The sequence below is a fragment of the Bacillus sp. JKS001846 genome (genome assembly GCF_900176455.1).
GTDB classification, from domain to species: Bacteria; Bacillota; Bacilli; order Bacillales; family Bacillaceae_G; genus Bacillus_A; species Bacillus_A cereus.
The window spans coordinates 321,677-340,039 of record NZ_FWYG01000001.1 but is presented as its reverse complement, the minus strand read 5'-3'; the positions used below and the strand labels follow the sequence as shown (position 1 = coordinate 340,039).

Below are 18,363 nucleotides of genomic sequence, written 5' to 3'. Positions count from 1 at the left end.
CTCCAGAATCCCCCGGATTGCCACCGGGGGATTTATGATTACTTCATTGTATTTATATAATGTTTTAAAATATTTTTTATTTCTAGTTTCAGCTCTCGGAACAAAAATCCGAATTCACGAGCCTTTCCATTATGTAACGTACAGTTAGTTACCTCATTATAAGGAGCTATATTTCCCCCAGCTTTCTGAATGAGTGCTTTTATTCCTGTCTTCTCTTCTATGAAATGAATAATTTCTTCCATAGAAACTACTCCGTTACTACAGGCGTTAATTGGTCCTCTCACATTTGCCATTCCGCACCAAGCTAGAAACTCTCCTGCCTCTTTTTCATGTATAAATGACAAAGTTCCATCTACATGATCCACAACGATAGGTTTTTGGTTCACAATACCTTCAACGTAAAATTGTAACCTTTTCGTATAATCATTTTCTCCAATAACAACTGGAAAACGCACTGCAACGACCGGGAATGTTGCATGTTGAAATACAACGGCTTCAGCTAATCTCTTTCCTTCACCATAATTGAAGTCATTCCTATCTCCATACGCGATTGCATACTCGTACGGATTAAAGTCTTCTTCTGATAAGCTTAGGGCAGGTTCATAGACGGCCATTGAAGATGTCATAACATATTTCTTCGTTTTCCCTCGTAACACTTCACATATTACCTTCGCTGCATTCGAGCTATAGCATAAATTATCGTATACAATATCATAACTTTTATCTCCTAGGCGCTCTGCTAGTTGTTTTTCATCTTCCCTATCTACAATAAGTCTTTTTACTCTACTGCCAAAAGAATCTTCCGTAATTCCTCTCGTCGCAATCGTTACATCGTGCCCCTCTTGCAAAAGTGCTTCTACTAAATGTTTACCAAAAAATCTTGTTCCCCCTAGCACCAATACTTTTTTCAACTTCATCATCCCCACTTTAGCAAATTGTAAAATACTACCTCTCTATTATAAGTGCTAACATATAAAAAGCATGGAATTCGTTTAACGATTCCATGCCTTTATACAGATAATATATTAACGTACTCGATATTTATAAATACAATAACAGAAGTATAAAATAGAAATTACAGATACATAAACCCATAATTCATATACGAATCCCTCTCCCCACACTCCCATAAAATAAAAGAGTGAAGGTAAAGTCAATGTTACCCATGATTGTACGAAGGCAATCCTTCCAAGATATTGATTAATGTTCTTCTTTTGTGTATTTAATACAAAGAATAAATACCAAAGTAATGCCCACATAAACCACGTTAACGCATTAACAACATCATGGAATTGAACAAATGAAACAACCATATAGAATAAGGCTATAATTGCTACCCAAATACAAAACCATCCTAGACCACTACTATCCATTCCTTTTATAAAAGTAACACCTACATATAAATAAGTTAATCCAAATAAGAAAGTAGCCGCATATGAATACACTGTCCAATTGCTTTGGTCAGAAATCATAATCAAATAAAACGGAATAATAATTTGTAGTGCACCCACAAATAAATTAAAAACACCCGCACTTTTCATCTCTGCTTTCCCTAATATAACAAGACTATTTAAAAATAAAGCTGCCCCTGAAAGTAATAATCCTACATAACCCATATATATTCGTGTGAAAATCTTTACCTTTCACACTTTTAACCTCCCCACACTATAAAATGATACTTATATTATTTTTCTTCCCATTTAAAACTACATACATAATTTTTCATCTAAATAAGTCAGACCTCCTACCTCAAAAAAGGAGTGAACTTAAAACGCTTTCAATAATAAATAATCCTATCAAAACATGAACTAGGATTCCTTGATTATAAACGTACTCTAGCAATGATACAAGTGTTGGAATACATTTCAATAATACGCTTTCAATTCCCATAAAAAATTAATAAAATAATACATTACTCTATCTCATTCTACTACCTTCTAGCATAAGATATTGTAAAATCATATCATTTAAAACAGCGAACGTTCTTTTCTAGGTTCGCTAATAAACTTAGTAGAAAATGAATATAAAAAATGACCTCTTGCTTTTATGCAAAGGTCATTTTTTTATATTCATCCTTAAACTTCTAAATAGCCATTTTTATTATTTGATTGCCATTTCCAAGAGTCAGCACACATTTCTTCTAATCCGCGTGTTGCCTCCCAGCCTAATTCACGCTTTGCTTTCGATGCATCAGCAAAACATACTGCCACATCACCTGGGCGACGCTCTGTAATTTTATAAGGAACTTTCTTGCCCGAAACTTTTTCAAACGCTTCAACCATCTCTAGTACACTATAGCCCATGCCTGTGCCCAGGTTATAAGCATCTACTCCTGTTGTACTCAGTACTTTCTCAAGCGCCTTTACGTGACCATTTGCTAAGTCCACAACATGGATGTAATCACGGACTCCTGTTCCATCTTTCGTTGGATAGTCATTTCCGAATACGCTTAATTCTTTTAACTTACCTACCGCTACTTGCGTTACATATGGCATTAAGTTATTTGGGATTCCATTTGGATCTTCTCCGATACGCCCACTTTCGTGTGCACCAAATGGATTGAAATAGCGAAGTAATGCGATACTCCATTCTGCATCTGCAAATGCTACATCACGCATAATTTGCTCAATCATTAATTTCGTTTGACCATATGGATTTGTTGCACTTAATGGAAACTCCTCCGTAATCGGTGACGTTTCCGGGATACCATATACAGTTGCAGATGAACTAAAGATTATCTTCTTTACATTATGTTTCTGCATTACTTCACATAGCACTAACGTGCTTGTAATGTTATTATGATAATATGTTAATGGAATCGCTACTGACTCCCCTACAGCTTTAAATCCTGCAAAGTGAATAACTGCTTCAATTGAATTTTCTTCAAAAATTGCGTCAAGCGCTTCGCGATTTAAAACATCTTCTTTATAAAACTTAAATTGTTTTCCTGTTATTTCTTTTACTCGATTTATAGATTCTACCGAGCTATTCGAAAGATTATCCACTACTATAACTTCGTAACCGCTATTTAGTAATTCTACACATGTATGACTACCAATATATCCTGCTCCACCTGTTACAAGTATTGCCATAATTATAGTCCTCCATATTTCATTCATTATAAACTTCTCAAAGTATATCACATATTTCTTATCCTATGTTTAACATGCGAACACAGAAACTTACATTTTATCCCATAATAATTTTATAGCATATACGATTCTAATCAGGTAATAAAAAAATGCCACATAATAAAAATTATGTGACGTTTTTTTATTAAATTACGTAACAATATACACTTAGAAAATGCGCAAGACTACCTAATAATACAAAAACATGAAAAATTTCATGATGCCCCATATATTTAAACTCTAACCATTTTGGCTTTGTTCCATAAATAAATCCACCAATTGTATAAAAAATGCCCCCAAGTACTAAGAAAATAATGCCTCCTGTACTTAAATTCTCAGCTAACGGTGCAAAGAATAAAACAATTAACCAACCCATCGTAATATAAATTGCTGTCGATAACCATCTTGGACAATTAAACCAAAACATTTTAAATACAATGCCACAAATCGCAGTTGCATAGACTAAACAAAATAATAGTAAACCACTTGCTGAATTTAATGTAATTAAGCAAAAGGGTGCATATGTACCTGCAATTAATATAAAAATCATAGAATGATCTAGCTTCCTAAAGAAGTAAATAACACGTTCATTGGCCACAACACTATGATATACAGCTGACGCCGTATAAAGGACCATCATTCCAATACCAAATAAAATAACAGCTGTAATTGCGGCAAATGATGGCATCTTGATAGAAACTTTCACAAGCATAGCTAATAACGCAATAAATGATAATATCGCTCCACCTAAGTGAGTAAATGCATTAACTGGTTCCCTTACATAAGTATTCATAATAACACCCCTCATATAATCACATGTAGTTTTGATAACTACATGTAATTATATACACATTTCTTTTTAAGGTCAACATTTACAATTCATTTGTTTCGTAATACCATATTTAAAGATATATTAAACATTAAGTTCCACTAAGTTATAAAAGTGAGGGATTCTACGTGGAAAATATAAATGAATTACTTAAGACATTACATTTAGAAAAAAACATTAAACTTGAGGATATTCCAAATGTTGACTTATATGTAGACCAAGTTGTCCAACTATTTGAGAATACTTATGCAGATACAACGAGAACTGATGATGAAAAAGTATTAACAAAAACGATGATTAATAATTACGCAAAAGGGAAACTATTCATCCCTATCAAAAATAAAAAGTATTCAAAAGAGCATATGATTTTAATTAGCCTAATTTATCAATTAAAGGGAGCTCTCTCCATTAATGACATAAAAAGTTCATTAGAAACTATAAATGACTCCTTATTAAATGATGATTCATTCGAATTAAATACGTTATACAAAAATTATCTTGCTCTTACTGAAAGCAATGTCGAAAGCTTTAAACAAGACGTAAATAACCGTGTTACAGAAGTAAATGAGATTTCTTCCTTAGAAGATACAAAGCTAGAAAAATTTCTACTACTAACATCCTTCGTGACTATGAGTAATATGTATAGACGTTTAGCGGAGCAACTAGTGGATGATTTAAAAGAATCATAAATAAAAAACTATCCACCTATTAAAGTGGATAGTTTTTTATTTACTTAATTGCTTCATGAACTTTTAGTTGTTTCCCTTTAATCGTTGTAGTCTTCATGACTTTCAAGACAAGTGGTCCTTTTCCATTTAATATTTCAACGTAAGAAACATTATCTTGTATCGTAATAATACCTATATCTTCTGCTGTAACACCTTTAATTTTAGCAATTGTACCGACGAAATCTACCGCCCTAATTTTCTTTTTCTTCCCGCCATTAAAGTACAGCTTCATAATGCCTTTGTTGATATCTGCATTTTTATCTTTCTTTATAATTGGTTTAGCATGTATCTTTTCTTCAAATGCAGCTTTCTCTTTCATAACTTCTTCTTTTGAAGGTCCAATTGCCTTTGGAATTTCAAATCCAATATACTCCTCAATCTCTTCTAAAAATCTATTTTCATATGGTGTTATAAATGTAATAGCTTTTCCACTATTTCCAGCTCGTCCCGTTCTTCCAGTACGATGTACGTAGCTTTCTTTTTCAAGTGGAATATCATAATTAATAACATGTGTAATATTATCAATATCAATTCCTCTCGCAGCTACATCTGTTGCTACTAAATAACGGAATTTTCCTTTTCTAAAATCATCCATGACTTCAAAACGATCTTCTTGTACCATACCACCATGTATTTTGTCACAAGGATAGTTAGCTCGTTTTAATTGTCTATATACATGATCTACATTTTCTTGTGTACGACAGAAAATAATACAGCTATCAGGATTCTCAATCGTTGTTACATCTTTAAGTAGTGAAAGCTTCTCGTCTTCTATCACCTCAAAAAGAGTATGTTCAATTTTATCCGTCGTAATCCCAGCTGCTTTAATTTCAATATGAATTGGTGAATTCATATATGTACGAGACAATTTCTCAACATCTTCTGGAAGTGTTGCTGAAAATAACATCGTCATTCTTTTTGTAGGTAATTCATCAATAATTGCCTCCACTTGATCGATAAAGCCCATATTTAGCATCTCATCTGCTTCATCAATAACTAAATACTTCAAGCACTCTAAAGAAAGGGTACCCTTCTCAATATGATCCAACACACGACCAGGAGTACCAACTACAATATGTGTCTTTTGCTTTAATTCTAATTTTTGACGTGCAAATGGAGATTTCCCATAAACTGCCGCAGCCTTAATCCTTTTGAATCGACCTATATTTGTAATATCTTCTTTTACCTGTACCGCAAGCTCTCTCGTTGGTGTTAAAACTAATGCTTGTGGTTTATTCTCTTCCCACTCCACCATTTCACAAAGTGGAATACCAAATGAAGCTGTTTTTCCACTTCCAGTCTGGGACTTCACAACAAGATCCTTCTTTTCTAATGCAACTGGAATAACCTCACCTTGTACTTCTGTTGGATGATTATATCCTAACCCAGTAAGTGCCCTTACGATTTCCGTACTTAGTTTATAATCAGAAAAACTTTTTTTACTCATATATTAACCTCATTTTATTTTGTATTATTTTCTTTTTTATCTTTTGTATACATTACTATCACCCTACTTATTATACTTGAAACCTCACATAAAAAGGTGGATCATGCCAGATTCATCTTTTTATATAGAAATAAACCTTATCATTTCATATAATGTTCAACTACTTGATAACATCTTTTGCTCGTATTGTTAGCATTAACCTTTTCATAGTATCCTACATCCACTCAAAAAAGATAAAAAGAATACATACAACCTTGTATAATTATCTTAATTTTTCAACCCTTTCCATAAACGAACGATACAAATGAAAAAACGTTTTAAATTCGTTTTTAACGTTCTTTTTCAGATATAAAATCTACTTTTTCAAAAAATGTTAAGAAATCCTTTGACTTCTTAATAAAAATAATGTAAATTATCCTATGGACGAACATTTTTGATTAATAAAAATAAAATATTCGTATTTTAGGGGTGTAAATGATGGAAAACGTATTCGACTATGAAGATATTCAATTAATTCCTGCAAAATGTATTGTAAATAGCCGCTCTGAATGTGATACAACTGTCACTTTAGGAAAACATAAATTTAAATTACCTGTCGTACCTGCAAATATGCAAACGATTATTGATGAAAGAATTGCAACTTATTTAGCTGAGAATAACTACTTTTATATCATGCATCGTTTCCAACCAGAGAAACGAATCTCATTCATTAGAGATATGCAATCACGTGGATTAATCGCTTCTATCAGCGTTGGTGTAAAAGAGGACGAATATGAATTCGTACAACAATTAGCTGCTGAGCAACTGACACCTGAATATATCACGATTGATATCGCACACGGTCATTCTAATGCTGTGATCAACATGATTCAACATATTAAAAAACATTTACCAGAGAGCTTCGTTATCGCTGGAAACGTTGGAACTCCAGAAGCGGTAAGAGAATTAGAAAATGCTGGTGCCGATGCAACAAAAGTTGGTATTGGACCTGGTAAAGTTTGTATTACTAAAATTAAAACAGGCTTCGGAACTGGTGGTTGGCAGCTAGCTGCACTTCGCTGGTGTGCAAAAGCTGCAAGTAAGCCAATTATCGCTGATGGTGGTATTCGTACACACGGCGACGTAGCTAAATCTATTCGATTTGGGGCAACTATGGTCATGATCGGTTCTCTATTCGCTGGTCACGAAGAGTCTCCAGGGGAAACAATTGAAAGAGATGGCAAACTTTATAAAGAATACTTCGGTTCTGCTTCTGAATTCCAAAAGGGTGAGAAGAAAAACGTTGAAGGTAAGAAAATGTTCGTTGAGCATAAAGGTTCTTTAGAAGATACGTTAATCGAAATGGAACAAGATCTTCAATCTTCTATCTCTTACGCTGGTGGAACAAAATTAGATGCTATTCGTACTGTAGATTATGTTGTCGTGAAAAACTCGATTTTCAATGGTGACAAAGTATATTAATTCTTAAATTAACTTGAAGGACAAGTATTTTCATGCTTGTCCTTCTTTTTTGTATATAAAAATGAAAAAAATTTTAATTTAACTGAATTTTTTATCATTATATTTTTAGATAGTCTTAAGAAGGAGTATATACGACTTGAAAAATGTAATAGAAAATCGTCTTAATTGCGCAGAGGTACCTGCTGAACTAACATGGGATTTATCCGATTTGTATAATTCTGATGCCGAATAGCATACTGCATTAAACGCATTGGAAAATGATATACAGAAACTTGATTCACTTAAAGGACATTTACATACTAGCTCCCACACTTTATTAAATTGCCTACTTTTAGAAGAAGAACTTTTAATGACGTTAACAAAACTGTACTCATATGCAAATTTAAAAGAATCTACTGATCGTACAAATCCAAGTATTCAAGCGAACTCTTCCAAAATTTCTGCTTTATGGACGAAAGTACATACTGCACTATCCTTTATTCATAATGAAATCCTCATATTCGGCGAAGGAACAATTGAAAAATATTTAACTGAAGAAACAAAACTTGAACCTTTCCGTAAATCGTTACTAGAAATACTACAAAAAAGGCAGCACACACTGCATCCACTGCAGTAGCTCAAATGATTAAAGAGGAAGGACAACCTGCTATTGATCGCTGGTGGTACAATGAAACATGCCGGAGTAGATATGTCAAAACCAGACGCAATCCGTAAAGCTGTTTCTTACGTTGGTTCATTAATTGATAAATTAGAGCATTCTTATCAAGTATAAAAAATAAGCCCTCGCTTTATGAGGGCTTATTTCATATTTACTTCCCAAACCGTTTGCGATATCCACATTTCCTGCAAAGTTCTTCAACCGCAACTCTTTTCGAAAATCCATCGACAATGTTTGTTGCTCTTTCACCTTCGATAATGTTAGAAAATGAATCATTATTAATATTCCCAAGGTTAATAATCCCTTCACCATCTAAACAACAAGGAATAACTGTTCCATTCGCTAAAATACCCGCTTGATTACGAAGTCCATGACAGAATCCTTTCCCATCATCCTCTTCTTCATGTAATGCTGGCCACTGGAATTCATAGTCTTGATTAATAAAGACACGTTCTGCAATTTTTATACCTTTTCCTGGTGTAAGCTTCTCTTCAATTTGATAAGATAGATCAAATTCATTTTCAATTATAGATAATAACTCTCTATTTTTCTGGATTTCAGCATTCGTTTTATTATCCTGAGTTAAATTCCATAACCTTAACGATACAATTAAATCTGATTGACTTGTCGCTTCCCTAATGAAGGAAAGTATACTCCTTACATAGCCCTCTTTATCTTGCGAACCTGGATGTCCATCAAAACTATGCAGTGAAAAATTCATTTGTCTTAACGCAGGCTTATTTAACAGCCTATGTCTTCTCTTATTAATTAACGTTCCGTTCGTTGTAATATTAACTTTAAACCCTTTTTCATGACTTAAGTCTAATAGTTGATCTATTTTCGGGTGGAGCAACGGCTCACCCTTCACGTGCAAATAAATGTAGTCTGTGTGAGGTTTAATTTGGTCTAATCTTTTAGCAAAATCCTCCACAGAAATGAATTGCTTCTGCCTTTCCGTCGGCGGACAAAAGCTACACGCAAGATTACATACACTCGTAATCTCCAAGTAAAACTTCTTAAACTTCTTCACCTTTAATTCCTCACTTCTCTAACTACTTATACTTTTTCCTCTTCATATTACAGCATATTTTTATGGAAATAGAAACATACTTATTTTAGGAAATCTACATACCATCTAATAATATTTAAAAGACCATCGGTAATTTTTGTCCAATGGTCTTTTTATCCTTTTATATGCAAAGAATAAATTTATTTATGATACGGTTCATCGTAACTATTCTAAATAAGGTTATTTTTTATTATTTTCATAATTAAATTTAACAAAAAAGGTAGTGCCTTCCGATCCTGTTTGAATTTCTATTTTTGCATTATGGCGGGCAGCAATAGCATAACATACACCTAACCCCAATCCAGTTCCATTATCTTTGGTCGTGTAAAACGGCGTACCCAGTTTCTCTAATACTTCAGGCCTGATACCTTTTCCTTGATCCCGCACCGCAAGCACCACACAATTTTGACCTTCCTTGTAAGTGCTAATGGTTAGAACTTTCCCTGTATTCATCGCTTCTAAGCCATTACGATATAGATTCATTAATAATTGCCGTATTTCATTACGATTTAAAAGTAATTCTGGAATGTCATTTGTATCGACTTGAATATATTTATTTTGATTGTACGTATCAATCTTTATTAAAGGAATAATATCGCGGATAATTGAATTTAAATCTAACATCTGCAAATCCGATTTCCTTGTATTACCCATTGAGAGAAATTCAGTAATAATAGAATTGGCACGGTTAAGTTCTTCAATCATTAAATGAAAGTACTTATTATGTTTCTCATAGGTATTCTCTTCTTTTAATAACTGTAAAAATCCTAGTACTGTTGTCATTGGATTTCTAATTTCATGGCTGATACCTGCTGCCATTTGCCCTATTAAATCTATGTTGGATAATCTTTTCAATTCCTGTTCATATTTCTTTTTTTCCGTTATGTTTTTAAAAATACAACAAATACCATCATCATACGGGTATGCAATAACTTCGTGCCAATATTCATCTGCAGTAGAAAGAAATTCGAAATGAACTGTAGTTCGCTCTGACATCGCACGATGAAATTCCTTATACATAACTGTGTCGATTTCACTCGGGAAAACATCCCATATATTCTTTCCTAATACATCTTTTGCTGTTTTTCTTTGCGGAAAATATTGGTGCTTATTTACGTACGTAAATTCCCATTTATTATTTAAAATAAAAAATCCATCCGTAATACATTCAATCACACTTGTAACTTTTTCATTAGCAGCAGCTAGCTCTCTCGTTCGCTCTTCCACTATGCTTTCTAGTTGATCCATATATGACAAATTCGAAAACGTAGGGGCTGTGGCATCAACGATAGATTTTGCTAGTTGAAGTTGAGAATGATCATAATTGTGAGCTTTTCCTTCTTTGCCAACGACGATTACCCCTAATACTTCTCCAATTGAAACCAATGGAATCATCAATAGACCCTTACTATCTATATTTTTTGTTTGAATAACTTCTTGAATCTTGGCTTCATAGCTTTTCTCTGTCCAATCCGCTTCTGTCCAATGACAACCCTTACTTAATTTCGTTGTTTTAATTGTTGTTTTATCTAGCGGATCTAGAAGATGGGCAGTCATATTTTTACTCTCTAAAATCTGTTCTAGATAAAAAAAGCATTTATCAAAACTCTCCTGTATCGAGGAACACATTGATAAATCACGTGTAACATTTAGTAACAGCTGCTTCTCAGCAATAAGGTTTTCCTTTTGTTTTAAATTATTTGTGTTTTGAATTGCAACCGCAGCCATATTTACATAAGCTTCAACACTTTGAATTTCTGAATCTGTTAAGTTCATCGGAATTCCATAATCAAATAAAAAAACTAGACCAAATAACTCTTGCCCAAATGAGATAGGCAAAGCTAATAAGGACTTAATTTTGAATGCATTAACCGGTCTCGGATCTGGTCGATGATCCTTTGAGGTACCAGGAATATAGATGGTTTTTTTCGTTTCAATAACCTCTTTTGCCAGTAAGTCTATTTCAGGATCAATTACTTGAGTATCGAGCGTTACGCCATTTATAGTCTCTGGTTTTCCTGCAAACCCTCTAAATGTTCCATCTTCCTGGGGTAAATAAATTCCAACAGCATCGCACCTAACAATTTCCTCTGATATCGCCATTGTCACACGCTGCAATACGTCACGTAGTTCTAATTTCGTATTTATTATTTTTGTTATATTTGCGAGTCTAGAATATCTCGTCTGATCACTTACCATTCACATAGCCTCCAATTATAGGCATAATAAAATAAATATGATAATATCAGTGTTTTACATAGAATACATTACTTATGATACGGTTCTCCACGATTAATCCGAAACGCTCTATAGACTTGCTCAAGCAACACTAATCGCATTAATTGGTGTGGTAATGTCATCTTTGAAAAAGAAAGTGATTCATTTGAACGCTTCATCACTTCTGAGCTTAGTCCAAGTGATCCACCAATTACAAATGCGACTTTACTCTTTCCGTATGTAGCAAGGCGATCTAGACTTACCGCAAATTCTTCTGATGACTTTTGCTTTCCTTCTATAGCTAATGCAATCACATGCGTGTCATCAGAAATTTTATCCAGTATACGTATACCTTCTTTTTCCTTTACAATTAACATTTCTGCTTCACTTAAATTTTCTGGCGCCTTTTCATCAGGCAATTCAATCACTTCTACTTTTGCGTATGCAGATAATCGTTTTAAGTATTCTGCTATACCTTGTTTCAAATATTTTTCTTTTAATTTCCCAATTGAAATAATCGAGATATTCACACGTATCCTCCACCTTACAAACATGTTATCCACAAAACTTATCCACATATCCACAAATGCTACCCACATATTGTGTGAGAATCTGTGTTCGATACAACATATGTCGCCTCATTTTGACAAAATTCACATGTTTTTTTCTCTTTTTCTAAGTTATCCACATTGTTGATAACTGGTGCGACTTCACACTCATCCACAATAATATCTAACGCTAATTCAACATGTTCTAAACAACAAGGTAAATTCATTTTCTACACCTCACTTTTCTACAATAGAAAACAGGAGGTAGGCCCTCCTGTTTTTAATACTTTTGAATGCCTAATTTCACTGTTGTTGTTACTCTTTTTGTACCACGATAAAACGTAAGAGTCATTTTATCATTAATTTCCTTATCATATAAGGCCGTACGGAATCCAATAATATCGCGAATCGGTTTTCCATCTACCGCCACAATAACATCATGTTCTCTTAAACCAGCATCCGCACCTGGCGAAGGACTTTTCACATCCAAAATACAAACTCCCTCTGTTACAGTACCTGGTAAATGTAATGTTTTTGACCAATAATAGTTTGGAATTTCATTTAATGACCTAAGTTCAATCCCAATATAAGGTCTTCTTACTTTTCCATACTTCTCAAGTTCATTCATAATCGGAACAGCTCTAGTCACCGGAATAGCAAGGCCGATTCCTTCTACTTCTTTTGCAGCAATTTTCATTGAATTAATACCAATTAATTGTCCTGCTGCATTTACAAGCGCACCGCCACTATTCCCCGGATTAATCGCTGCATCTGTTTGTAACACTTCTACTTGCCAATCATAATGTCCATCTTGATCTAAATCTACAGGGACAATACGTTCAGTAGCTGAAATAATACCTTGTGTAACTGTTCCAGAAAATTGCAGTCCAAGTGGGTTTCCAATCGCAATGACTGGCTCTCCTCTGCGAACAGTATTAGAATCGCCAATTTCAATTATTTTTTTCACATGCTTTGCATCTATTTCTAATACAGCTAAATCTGTGACTACATCGGTTCCTAATACTTTTCCAGGAACCTTCTTACCATCACTTAGACTTACTTCAATACGATTCGCTCCAGCTACAACATGATTATTTGTTACAATATAAGCTTGACCATCTGTCTTTTTATAAATTACTCCTGATCCTGTACCGGCCTCTGAATCTGCCTCTGAAAAGTTATCTCGTTGAATGTTAATAACACCCACAACAGCTTCAGATGCACGATCAACAGCATCTACAAAGCTAATCTGTTTAATCCCTTGAGCTTCAGCCATATTACTTCCGCTTGCTTCAGCTTGCGGAAGCGTATCAGCAGAATTTGAAAATAAAGGCGCTCCAAACGCAAATAAAGAAGCTCCTACAATTGTTCCCGCTATACTCGAAAGAACTATACCTTTGTGCTTCTTTTTTCCTGCACGTTTCATACGATAACTTTCTTCATCAATAAAGGACATATTTGTTCACCTATCTTCCTGAAAACAACTATATTCACCTTTATTGTTTACTAAAATGAAGAATTATACGTATTGAATTTTTGTAGGCATTTTTGGATCTGTATCGTGAATTTCAAAGGATTCACCCACTCCAAATCCTTTTTCCTCTAGTACTTGTGATACTGACATACGCGCTAGTTCTTTCATGTTATTATCTAAGCTTAAATGGGCTAAATAAATATGCTTTGTCTCATCTGTAATTACATCTGCCATCGCTAATGCAGCATCCTCATTACAAACATGCCCAACGTCACTTAAAATACGTCGTTTAATGCTCCATGGATAACGTCCCATACGAAGCATTTCTACATCATGATTACTTTCAAATACAAAAGCATTAGCTCCCTTAATAACGCCCTTCATACGGTCACTTACGTATCCCGTATCTGTAATAAGCGCTAATTTCCTATTATTGTTATGGAAAGCATAAAACATCGGTTCTGCCGCATCATGAGAAACTCCAAATGACTCGACTTCAATATCACCAAATGTTTTCACATCACCAACTGAGAAAATAAACTTTTGTTCAGTTGGGATATTTCCTATTAAATGTTCCATTGCATTCCATGTTTTCTCATTCGCATAAACAGGTAAATCATATTTACGTGCCAATACACCTAATCCTTTAATATGATCACTATGCTCATGCGTTACAAGAATACCTGATACATCATTTATATTTAGTTCTGCTTGTTTAAATAAAGCCTCTGTTGCTTTACCACTTAAACCTGCGTCGACTAGTAATTTTTTTTCATCGGTTCCTACGTATAGCATATTTCCTGTACTTCCACTTGCAAGTACGCTAAAATGCAACCCCATTCTTTCTCACTCCAGTATGTTCATCAACCACTTGATTTTCCTTTTCTCCTAATTCCATAACTTGTCCTTCAATTGCATTCACAAAGAAGTCCTGCTTCTGCTCCGTTTTTAAATTCCACGTTGGAGCAAGTACTTGGTTATTAGAAGTAGATGCGGTAAGAGTGGCATAACCAATTTGCGCTTCTTTAACATGCGTATTTCCATGAATTTTATTTTTTAAATACAAATTTTCTAAAGCTGTTTGAGCCGTAATAATTTCTTGCTCTTTCGTTTTTTCACCTTCGCCCATTTCTTTTAAATCAGTTAGCATTGTCTGCGTATATGAAACAAGTTCATTTTTTTCATTTAATTCCACAACAATCATCGCCTGATTATTATAGAAAATAGGCTTATCTTTATATTTTTGGAAGAAATAAATTTTAGAGTCTTTCACCGCTCCAAATTCATACTTTTGTCCATCCAATACATAGTTCTTCAAAAATTCATTATACTTATCTTTTGATAATGATTTCGTATTTAAAAAAGGCTCTTTTAGCTTACTTTCTATCTTGTACATATTTTGTATATGCACCGTTTGATTTTTCAAAGACTGTATATCTTCTTCTTTAAAGGCTTTATTTTCCGCTCTAATAAATGACTCTTTTTTCGGTTCTTTAGGGATATTTCCCATCGTAATTTTATTTGCTTTTAATTCTTGATCTATCTTTGTTTCTGCAATAAGCTCCAATTGATTACTATCTTGCTTTTGAATGAATTGGAAAATGAGAAAGAGGTCCAAAACAAAAAAGGTCACAATAAATATGGTTTTAATCCGATCCCAATCCATTTAGTCCTCCCTCACTCCACTCATAGATTTTCTGTTTACCTGTTTCATCTTCAACAAGCTTTACATACCAAATTGGTTGTAGTCGAACCACTTGCCCATCTAGTGATAACTTGTATCCAATGCCAATATCCTTAATTACTTGTTTCTTTATCTCTGGATTATTTTCTAGGGATGCTATTACAACATGCCCTGACGGAAGAGTAACCTTCTGTTCTATACCTTTAGTATTTAAAGACAGCAACGGTCTTTCATATTCCATTACTTCTTCTGATCCCCATACTTGTCTTAATTCCGCTAATCCATCTGCATTGAATACTGGATATCCATCTTCATTTAAGCGAAATACTGTCTCTCCTTTATTCATATAGTCCAAACGATATGAATCCAAACTCCCACTGTGACCACTTACAAATTCAAAGCTTTTTTGTAAAAGCATTAAATTATCTATCGTTTTCTCAGTTAAGACAGAAGAGTTTTTATACTTTAGCATGTGACGATCGTTTTCAATTTCCATGGATCTAATACCATCTGTAAATGTTTCTTTCGACATCTCGGTAATCGGACTTAAATAACGAGGATCACTAAACAGAGCATTCTTAAACGTATCAACTGCTAAATTAGATGAAATATATGTTATATTGCTTAACTCTGTCGTTCCATCTGGTAAAAATAATTTTTTCATATCATTGAGTTGATAATCAAAATAAGGTTTTGCTGATACTATAAATTGATTTTGGGCATTTACAATATCTTTTAAATACAAGCCACTTAATTTTGCCTCGTATATTTTAAAGTTATCACCATCAGAAACAAAGTTAATTTTAATTTCTTGATCCTTACTTCTAGAAGGATCAAGGAGAATACGATTAAAATGTTTAGGCTTATCTGTACTTTTCTCTTTCATGTTAAACATGGATTTTACTGCATCAAATGGGATATCGGTAGGGAAAACAAGTTCAACTTTCCCTTCACCATGCACATATGAAAGGAAATCACCCTTAGTGATTGATATCTCTCTAAAATCATGTAGTTCCCCTACTTCCAGGGGCTTATAGATTGATTCTATATCTGCCTCTCTTCTGCTCCCATAATGATTTTTATCTTTATGCACGATGATAGAAGTAGGACGGACAACATCGGAAATTTTAGTTTGGTTCATTCCTTCATTCCCCTGTACAAATTTCGCGTTTTGCATGGATGTAGAATCTGGCACATACGTCCATAGATTAAAAGTAAGAAATAGGCTAATTACAACTAGGTTAATTAAAACTATTGTTTTAAAGTTTTCCATACTCATTCCCAATCGTCCTCTTCATCTGCTGCCATTGGTAACGTGAAATAAATAGTTGTCCCTTTTCCTTCTTCACTCTTCGCCCAAATAGAGCCACCATGTGCCTCAATCATTTCTTTTGCAATTGCTAATCCAAGTCCCGTACCACCCATTTGTCTTGAACGAGCTTTATCTACGCGATAAAAACGTTCAAAGATTTTATCAACGTTTTCTTTTGGAATACCCATTCCTTGGTCACTTACACTAATTTCTAATAAATCACCGCGATCACGTAAACGATATGTTACTGTTCCACCTTCTGGTGAATATTTTAATGCGTTAGAAATAATGTTATACAGCACTTGAGTAATTTTGTCAGTATCCATATCAATAAATCTAGATTTCTTAGAGAAAGATCGTTTGAAACTTACATTTTGCTCTTTAGACATTTCAAAGCGATCAATAATATTATTAAAGAAATCAGTAAAGTCGACCCATTCTTTCATTAAACGATGCTCTGTACTATCCAGTTTAGATAGCTGTAACAACGCATTTACAAGTCTAATCATTCTTTCTGTTTCTTCTTGTGTAACCGTTAAAAATTGTGGTGCAATATTTGGATCCTGCCATGCTCCATCTGTAAGTGCCTCTAAATAACTGCGCATCGTCGTTAATGGCGTCCTTAATTCATGAGAGACATTTGCCACAAACTCACGGCGTTCCCGTTCTATACGTTCCTGCTCTGTTACATCATATAGTACAGCAATTAAGCCGTTTGCCTTCCCTGTTTCTTTTTGAATAACAGAGAAACTAGCACGTAAAATATATGGTTCATTTCTCGTACTAAAATCTAATAAAACAGAATCTGGCTCTTCATATAAATGATCGAGCGTAAATTCTTCCTGTATCCCTAATACCTCTAAAACAGATTGATCGAGCGCTGTTTCACGAGAAACATTTAACATCTTTTCCGCAGGGTCATTTAGTAAAATAATATCCCCTTTTCGATCAGTAGCAATTACTCCATCTGTCATATGTGATAAAACAGATGATAATTTACGCCTTTCACTTTCTGTAGAAGAACGAGCTTGTTGTAATTTTTTCGATAAATTATTGAAGGATAATGCCAGTTGTCCAATTTCATCATGGCTATGCACTTTTACTTTTCTGGAATAATTTCCTTTTGCCATTTCAATTGCTTGTCTCCGCATATCTGAAATTGGTCTTGTAATTGTTTGAGCCAATAAAATCCCAAGTACGGCCGTTACTAATAAAGCAATTACTGTTCCCGTAGCAAAAATTTGATTTATATCCTTCATTTGTTTATATACATCTTCCATAGATGCCACAATGTAAATAACACCAAGCGCATCCTTACCGTTATCATCTAGAATCGGAGTAAGCATAACTTGAACACGATGACCTGTACTACCATCCTTCTCAATTTTCACTTCTGGCTTTTTTTGTACTAACACTCGCTGAACAGCTATATCAGTTGATGTTCGATTCACCTTATTCTGCTTTGATTCATCTGAAATAGCCAGTAACTTTCTGTGCGAATCAAATACACTTACCTCTTGTATAACTTTCTTCTGATCAGAGGCAAATTTTCGAATTGACGTTTTAATCGTTTCATCTGTTGACTCTGTTTCTGCTTTTGTATAACTTTTTTTAAACTCTTGCTTCAAATTATATGATAATAAGTTTGTTTGCTGCGTTAAAGAATCCCTAAAACCTTGTACTAAGCTCTTCTCTAATTCCCTTACGAAATATACTCCAATAACTTGCATCGCTATTAATATTAATAGCATATATATAAGCACAAATTTTAAATGAATAGATTGAAAAAAACCAACTTTCTTCAT

At 34.0% G+C, this 18,363-nt stretch carries 17 protein-coding genes and 1 pseudogene; 4 read left to right on the top strand and 14 right to left on the bottom strand.

Annotated features, from left to right (window positions below; translation table 11 throughout):
* Positions 1–38: 38 nt before the first annotated feature.
* From B9A45_RS01950 to B9A45_RS01930, 4 genes are all read right to left on the bottom strand, one after another.
* Positions 39–920 (bottom strand): NAD-dependent epimerase/dehydratase family protein, encoded by an 882-nt coding sequence (locus B9A45_RS01950; RefSeq protein WP_084063823.1) that lies wholly within the window; start codon positions 918–920, stop codon positions 39–41.
* Positions 921–1,025: 105 nt separating this feature from the next.
* On the bottom strand, positions 1,026–1,616 hold the full coding sequence (locus B9A45_RS01945) for an AmiS/UreI family transporter (RefSeq protein WP_000542569.1): 591 nt from the start codon (positions 1,614–1,616) through the stop codon (positions 1,026–1,028).
* 459 nt (positions 1,617–2,075) lie between these two features.
* The gene (galE, locus tag B9A45_RS01935; protein WP_000996548.1) at positions 2,076–3,092 is read right to left on the bottom strand and encodes a UDP-glucose 4-epimerase GalE; all 1,017 of its coding nucleotides are present in this window, start codon (positions 3,090–3,092) and stop codon (positions 2,076–2,078) included.
* A gap of 184 nt (positions 3,093–3,276) precedes the next feature.
* On the bottom strand, positions 3,277–3,924 hold the full coding sequence (locus B9A45_RS01930; RefSeq protein ID WP_001099728.1) for a PAQR family membrane homeostasis protein TrhA: 648 nt from the start codon (positions 3,922–3,924) through the stop codon (positions 3,277–3,279).
* Between the two features lie 164 nt (positions 3,925–4,088).
* On the opposite strand from B9A45_RS01930, the gene B9A45_RS01925 reads away from it, so the two are divergent.
* Positions 4,089–4,649: a DUF1836 domain-containing protein gene (locus B9A45_RS01925; RefSeq protein WP_000427884.1), complete on the top strand. Its 561-nt coding sequence runs from the start codon at positions 4,089–4,091 to the stop codon at positions 4,647–4,649.
* Between the two features lie 40 nt (positions 4,650–4,689).
* On the opposite strand, the gene B9A45_RS01920 is transcribed toward B9A45_RS01925, so the two are convergent.
* Entirely contained in the window at positions 4,690–6,135 is a 1,446-nt protein-coding gene (locus B9A45_RS01920) for a DEAD/DEAH box helicase (RefSeq protein ID WP_000039354.1), read from the bottom strand.
* A 477-nt stretch (positions 6,136–6,612) separates the two neighbouring features.
* Here B9A45_RS01920 and guaC point away from each other — a divergent pair, with 477 nt between their 5' ends.
* The 3 genes and pseudogenes from guaC (at position 6,613) to B9A45_RS01905 (ending at position 8,368) form a co-directional block, all read left to right on the top strand.
* Complete coding sequence (gene guaC, locus B9A45_RS01915) at positions 6,613–7,596, top strand: GMP reductase (RefSeq protein ID WP_000432447.1); 984 nt, start codon at positions 6,613–6,615, stop codon at positions 7,594–7,596.
* A 136-nt stretch (positions 7,597–7,732) separates the two neighbouring features.
* Positions 7,733–8,197 (top strand): annotated as a pseudogene (locus tag B9A45_RS01910) (oligoendopeptidase F); the annotation flags it as partial.
* 66 nt (positions 8,198–8,263) lie between these two features.
* Positions 8,264–8,368, top strand: coding sequence for an oligoendopeptidase F (locus B9A45_RS01905; RefSeq protein WP_009327392.1), 105 nt, complete (start codon positions 8,264–8,266; stop codon positions 8,366–8,368).
* Positions 8,369–8,405: 37 nt separating this feature from the next.
* On the opposite strand, the gene B9A45_RS01900 is transcribed toward B9A45_RS01905, so the two are convergent.
* The 9 genes from B9A45_RS01900 to walK form a co-directional block, all read right to left on the bottom strand.
* The gene (locus B9A45_RS01900; RefSeq protein ID WP_000713633.1) at positions 8,406–9,284 is read right to left on the bottom strand and encodes a radical SAM/SPASM domain-containing protein; all 879 of its coding nucleotides are present in this window, start codon (positions 9,282–9,284) and stop codon (positions 8,406–8,408) included.
* 219 nt (positions 9,285–9,503) lie between these two features.
* The gene (locus tag B9A45_RS01895; RefSeq protein ID WP_084063821.1) at positions 9,504–11,522 is read right to left on the bottom strand and encodes a GAF domain-containing sensor histidine kinase; all 2,019 of its coding nucleotides are present in this window, start codon (positions 11,520–11,522) and stop codon (positions 9,504–9,506) included.
* A gap of 68 nt (positions 11,523–11,590) precedes the next feature.
* Complete coding sequence (gene rlmH / locus B9A45_RS01890; protein ID WP_001027003.1) at positions 11,591–12,070, bottom strand: 23S rRNA (pseudouridine(1915)-N(3))-methyltransferase RlmH; 480 nt, start codon at positions 12,068–12,070, stop codon at positions 11,591–11,593.
* 59 nt (positions 12,071–12,129) lie between these two features.
* Positions 12,130–12,315, bottom strand: a complete 186-nt coding sequence (locus tag B9A45_RS01885; RefSeq protein ID WP_001052824.1) for a CxxH/CxxC protein — start codon at positions 12,313–12,315, stop codon at positions 12,130–12,132.
* Positions 12,316–12,368: 53 nt separating this feature from the next.
* Entirely contained in the window at positions 12,369–13,544 is a 1,176-nt protein-coding gene (locus B9A45_RS01880; protein ID WP_000008043.1) for a S1C family serine protease, read from the bottom strand.
* Between the two features lie 63 nt (positions 13,545–13,607).
* Positions 13,608–14,402: an MBL fold metallo-hydrolase gene (locus tag B9A45_RS01875; RefSeq protein ID WP_000522837.1), complete on the bottom strand. Its 795-nt coding sequence runs from the start codon at positions 14,400–14,402 to the stop codon at positions 13,608–13,610.
* Entirely contained in the window at positions 14,386–15,228 is an 843-nt protein-coding gene (locus tag B9A45_RS01870) for a two-component system regulatory protein YycI (RefSeq protein WP_000383740.1), read from the bottom strand. Before B9A45_RS01870 ends, B9A45_RS01875 begins: the two co-directional genes overlap by 17 nt.
* On the bottom strand, positions 15,209–16,525 hold the full coding sequence (gene yycH, locus B9A45_RS01865; protein WP_000061563.1) for a YycH family regulatory protein: 1,317 nt from the start codon (positions 16,523–16,525) through the stop codon (positions 15,209–15,211). The genes B9A45_RS01870 and yycH overlap by 20 nt, the downstream gene beginning before the upstream one ends.
* Positions 16,522–18,363 (bottom strand): cell wall metabolism sensor histidine kinase WalK, encoded by a 1,842-nt coding sequence (gene walK, locus B9A45_RS01860; RefSeq protein ID WP_000755367.1) that lies wholly within the window; start codon positions 18,361–18,363, stop codon positions 16,522–16,524. Before walK ends, yycH begins: the two co-directional genes overlap by 4 nt.

Bases quoted from the DNA above. Each gene is read 5' to 3' on its own strand.
- B9A45_RS01920 (WP_000039354.1), bottom strand. From the start codon at position 6,135: ATGAGTAAAAAAAGTTTTTCTGATTATAAACTAAGTACGGAAATCGTA.
- B9A45_RS01880 (WP_000008043.1), bottom strand. From the start codon at position 13,544: ATGTCCTTTATTGATGAAGAAAGTTATCGTATGAAACGTGCAGGAAAA.
- B9A45_RS01945 (WP_000542569.1), bottom strand. From the start codon at position 1,616: ATGGGTTATGTAGGATTATTACTTTCAGGGGCAGCTTTATTTTTAAAT.
- B9A45_RS01885 (WP_001052824.1), bottom strand. From the start codon at position 12,315: ATGAATTTACCTTGTTGTTTAGAACATGTTGAATTAGCGTTAGATATT.
- walK (WP_000755367.1), bottom strand. From the start codon at position 18,363: ATGAAGAAAGTTGGTTTTTTTCAATCTATTCATTTAAAATTTGTGCTT.
- guaC (WP_000432447.1), top strand. From the start codon at position 6,613: ATGGAAAACGTATTCGACTATGAAGATATTCAATTAATTCCTGCAAAA.
- B9A45_RS01930 (WP_001099728.1), bottom strand. From the start codon at position 3,924: ATGAATACTTATGTAAGGGAACCAGTTAATGCATTTACTCACTTAGGT.
- B9A45_RS01875 (WP_000522837.1), bottom strand. From the start codon at position 14,402: ATGGGGTTGCATTTTAGCGTACTTGCAAGTGGAAGTACAGGAAATATG.
- B9A45_RS01905 (WP_009327392.1), top strand. From the start codon at position 8,264: ATGAAACATGCCGGAGTAGATATGTCAAAACCAGACGCAATCCGTAAA.
- galE (WP_000996548.1), bottom strand. From the start codon at position 3,092: ATGGCAATACTTGTAACAGGTGGAGCAGGATATATTGGTAGTCATACA.
- B9A45_RS01950 (WP_084063823.1), bottom strand. From the start codon at position 920: ATGATGAAGTTGAAAAAAGTATTGGTGCTAGGGGGAACAAGATTTTTT.
- yycH (WP_000061563.1), bottom strand. From the start codon at position 16,525: ATGAGTATGGAAAACTTTAAAACAATAGTTTTAATTAACCTAGTTGTA.
- B9A45_RS01870 (WP_000383740.1), bottom strand. From the start codon at position 15,228: ATGGATTGGGATCGGATTAAAACCATATTTATTGTGACCTTTTTTGTT.
- B9A45_RS01895 (WP_084063821.1), bottom strand. From the start codon at position 11,522: ATGGTAAGTGATCAGACGAGATATTCTAGACTCGCAAATATAACAAAA.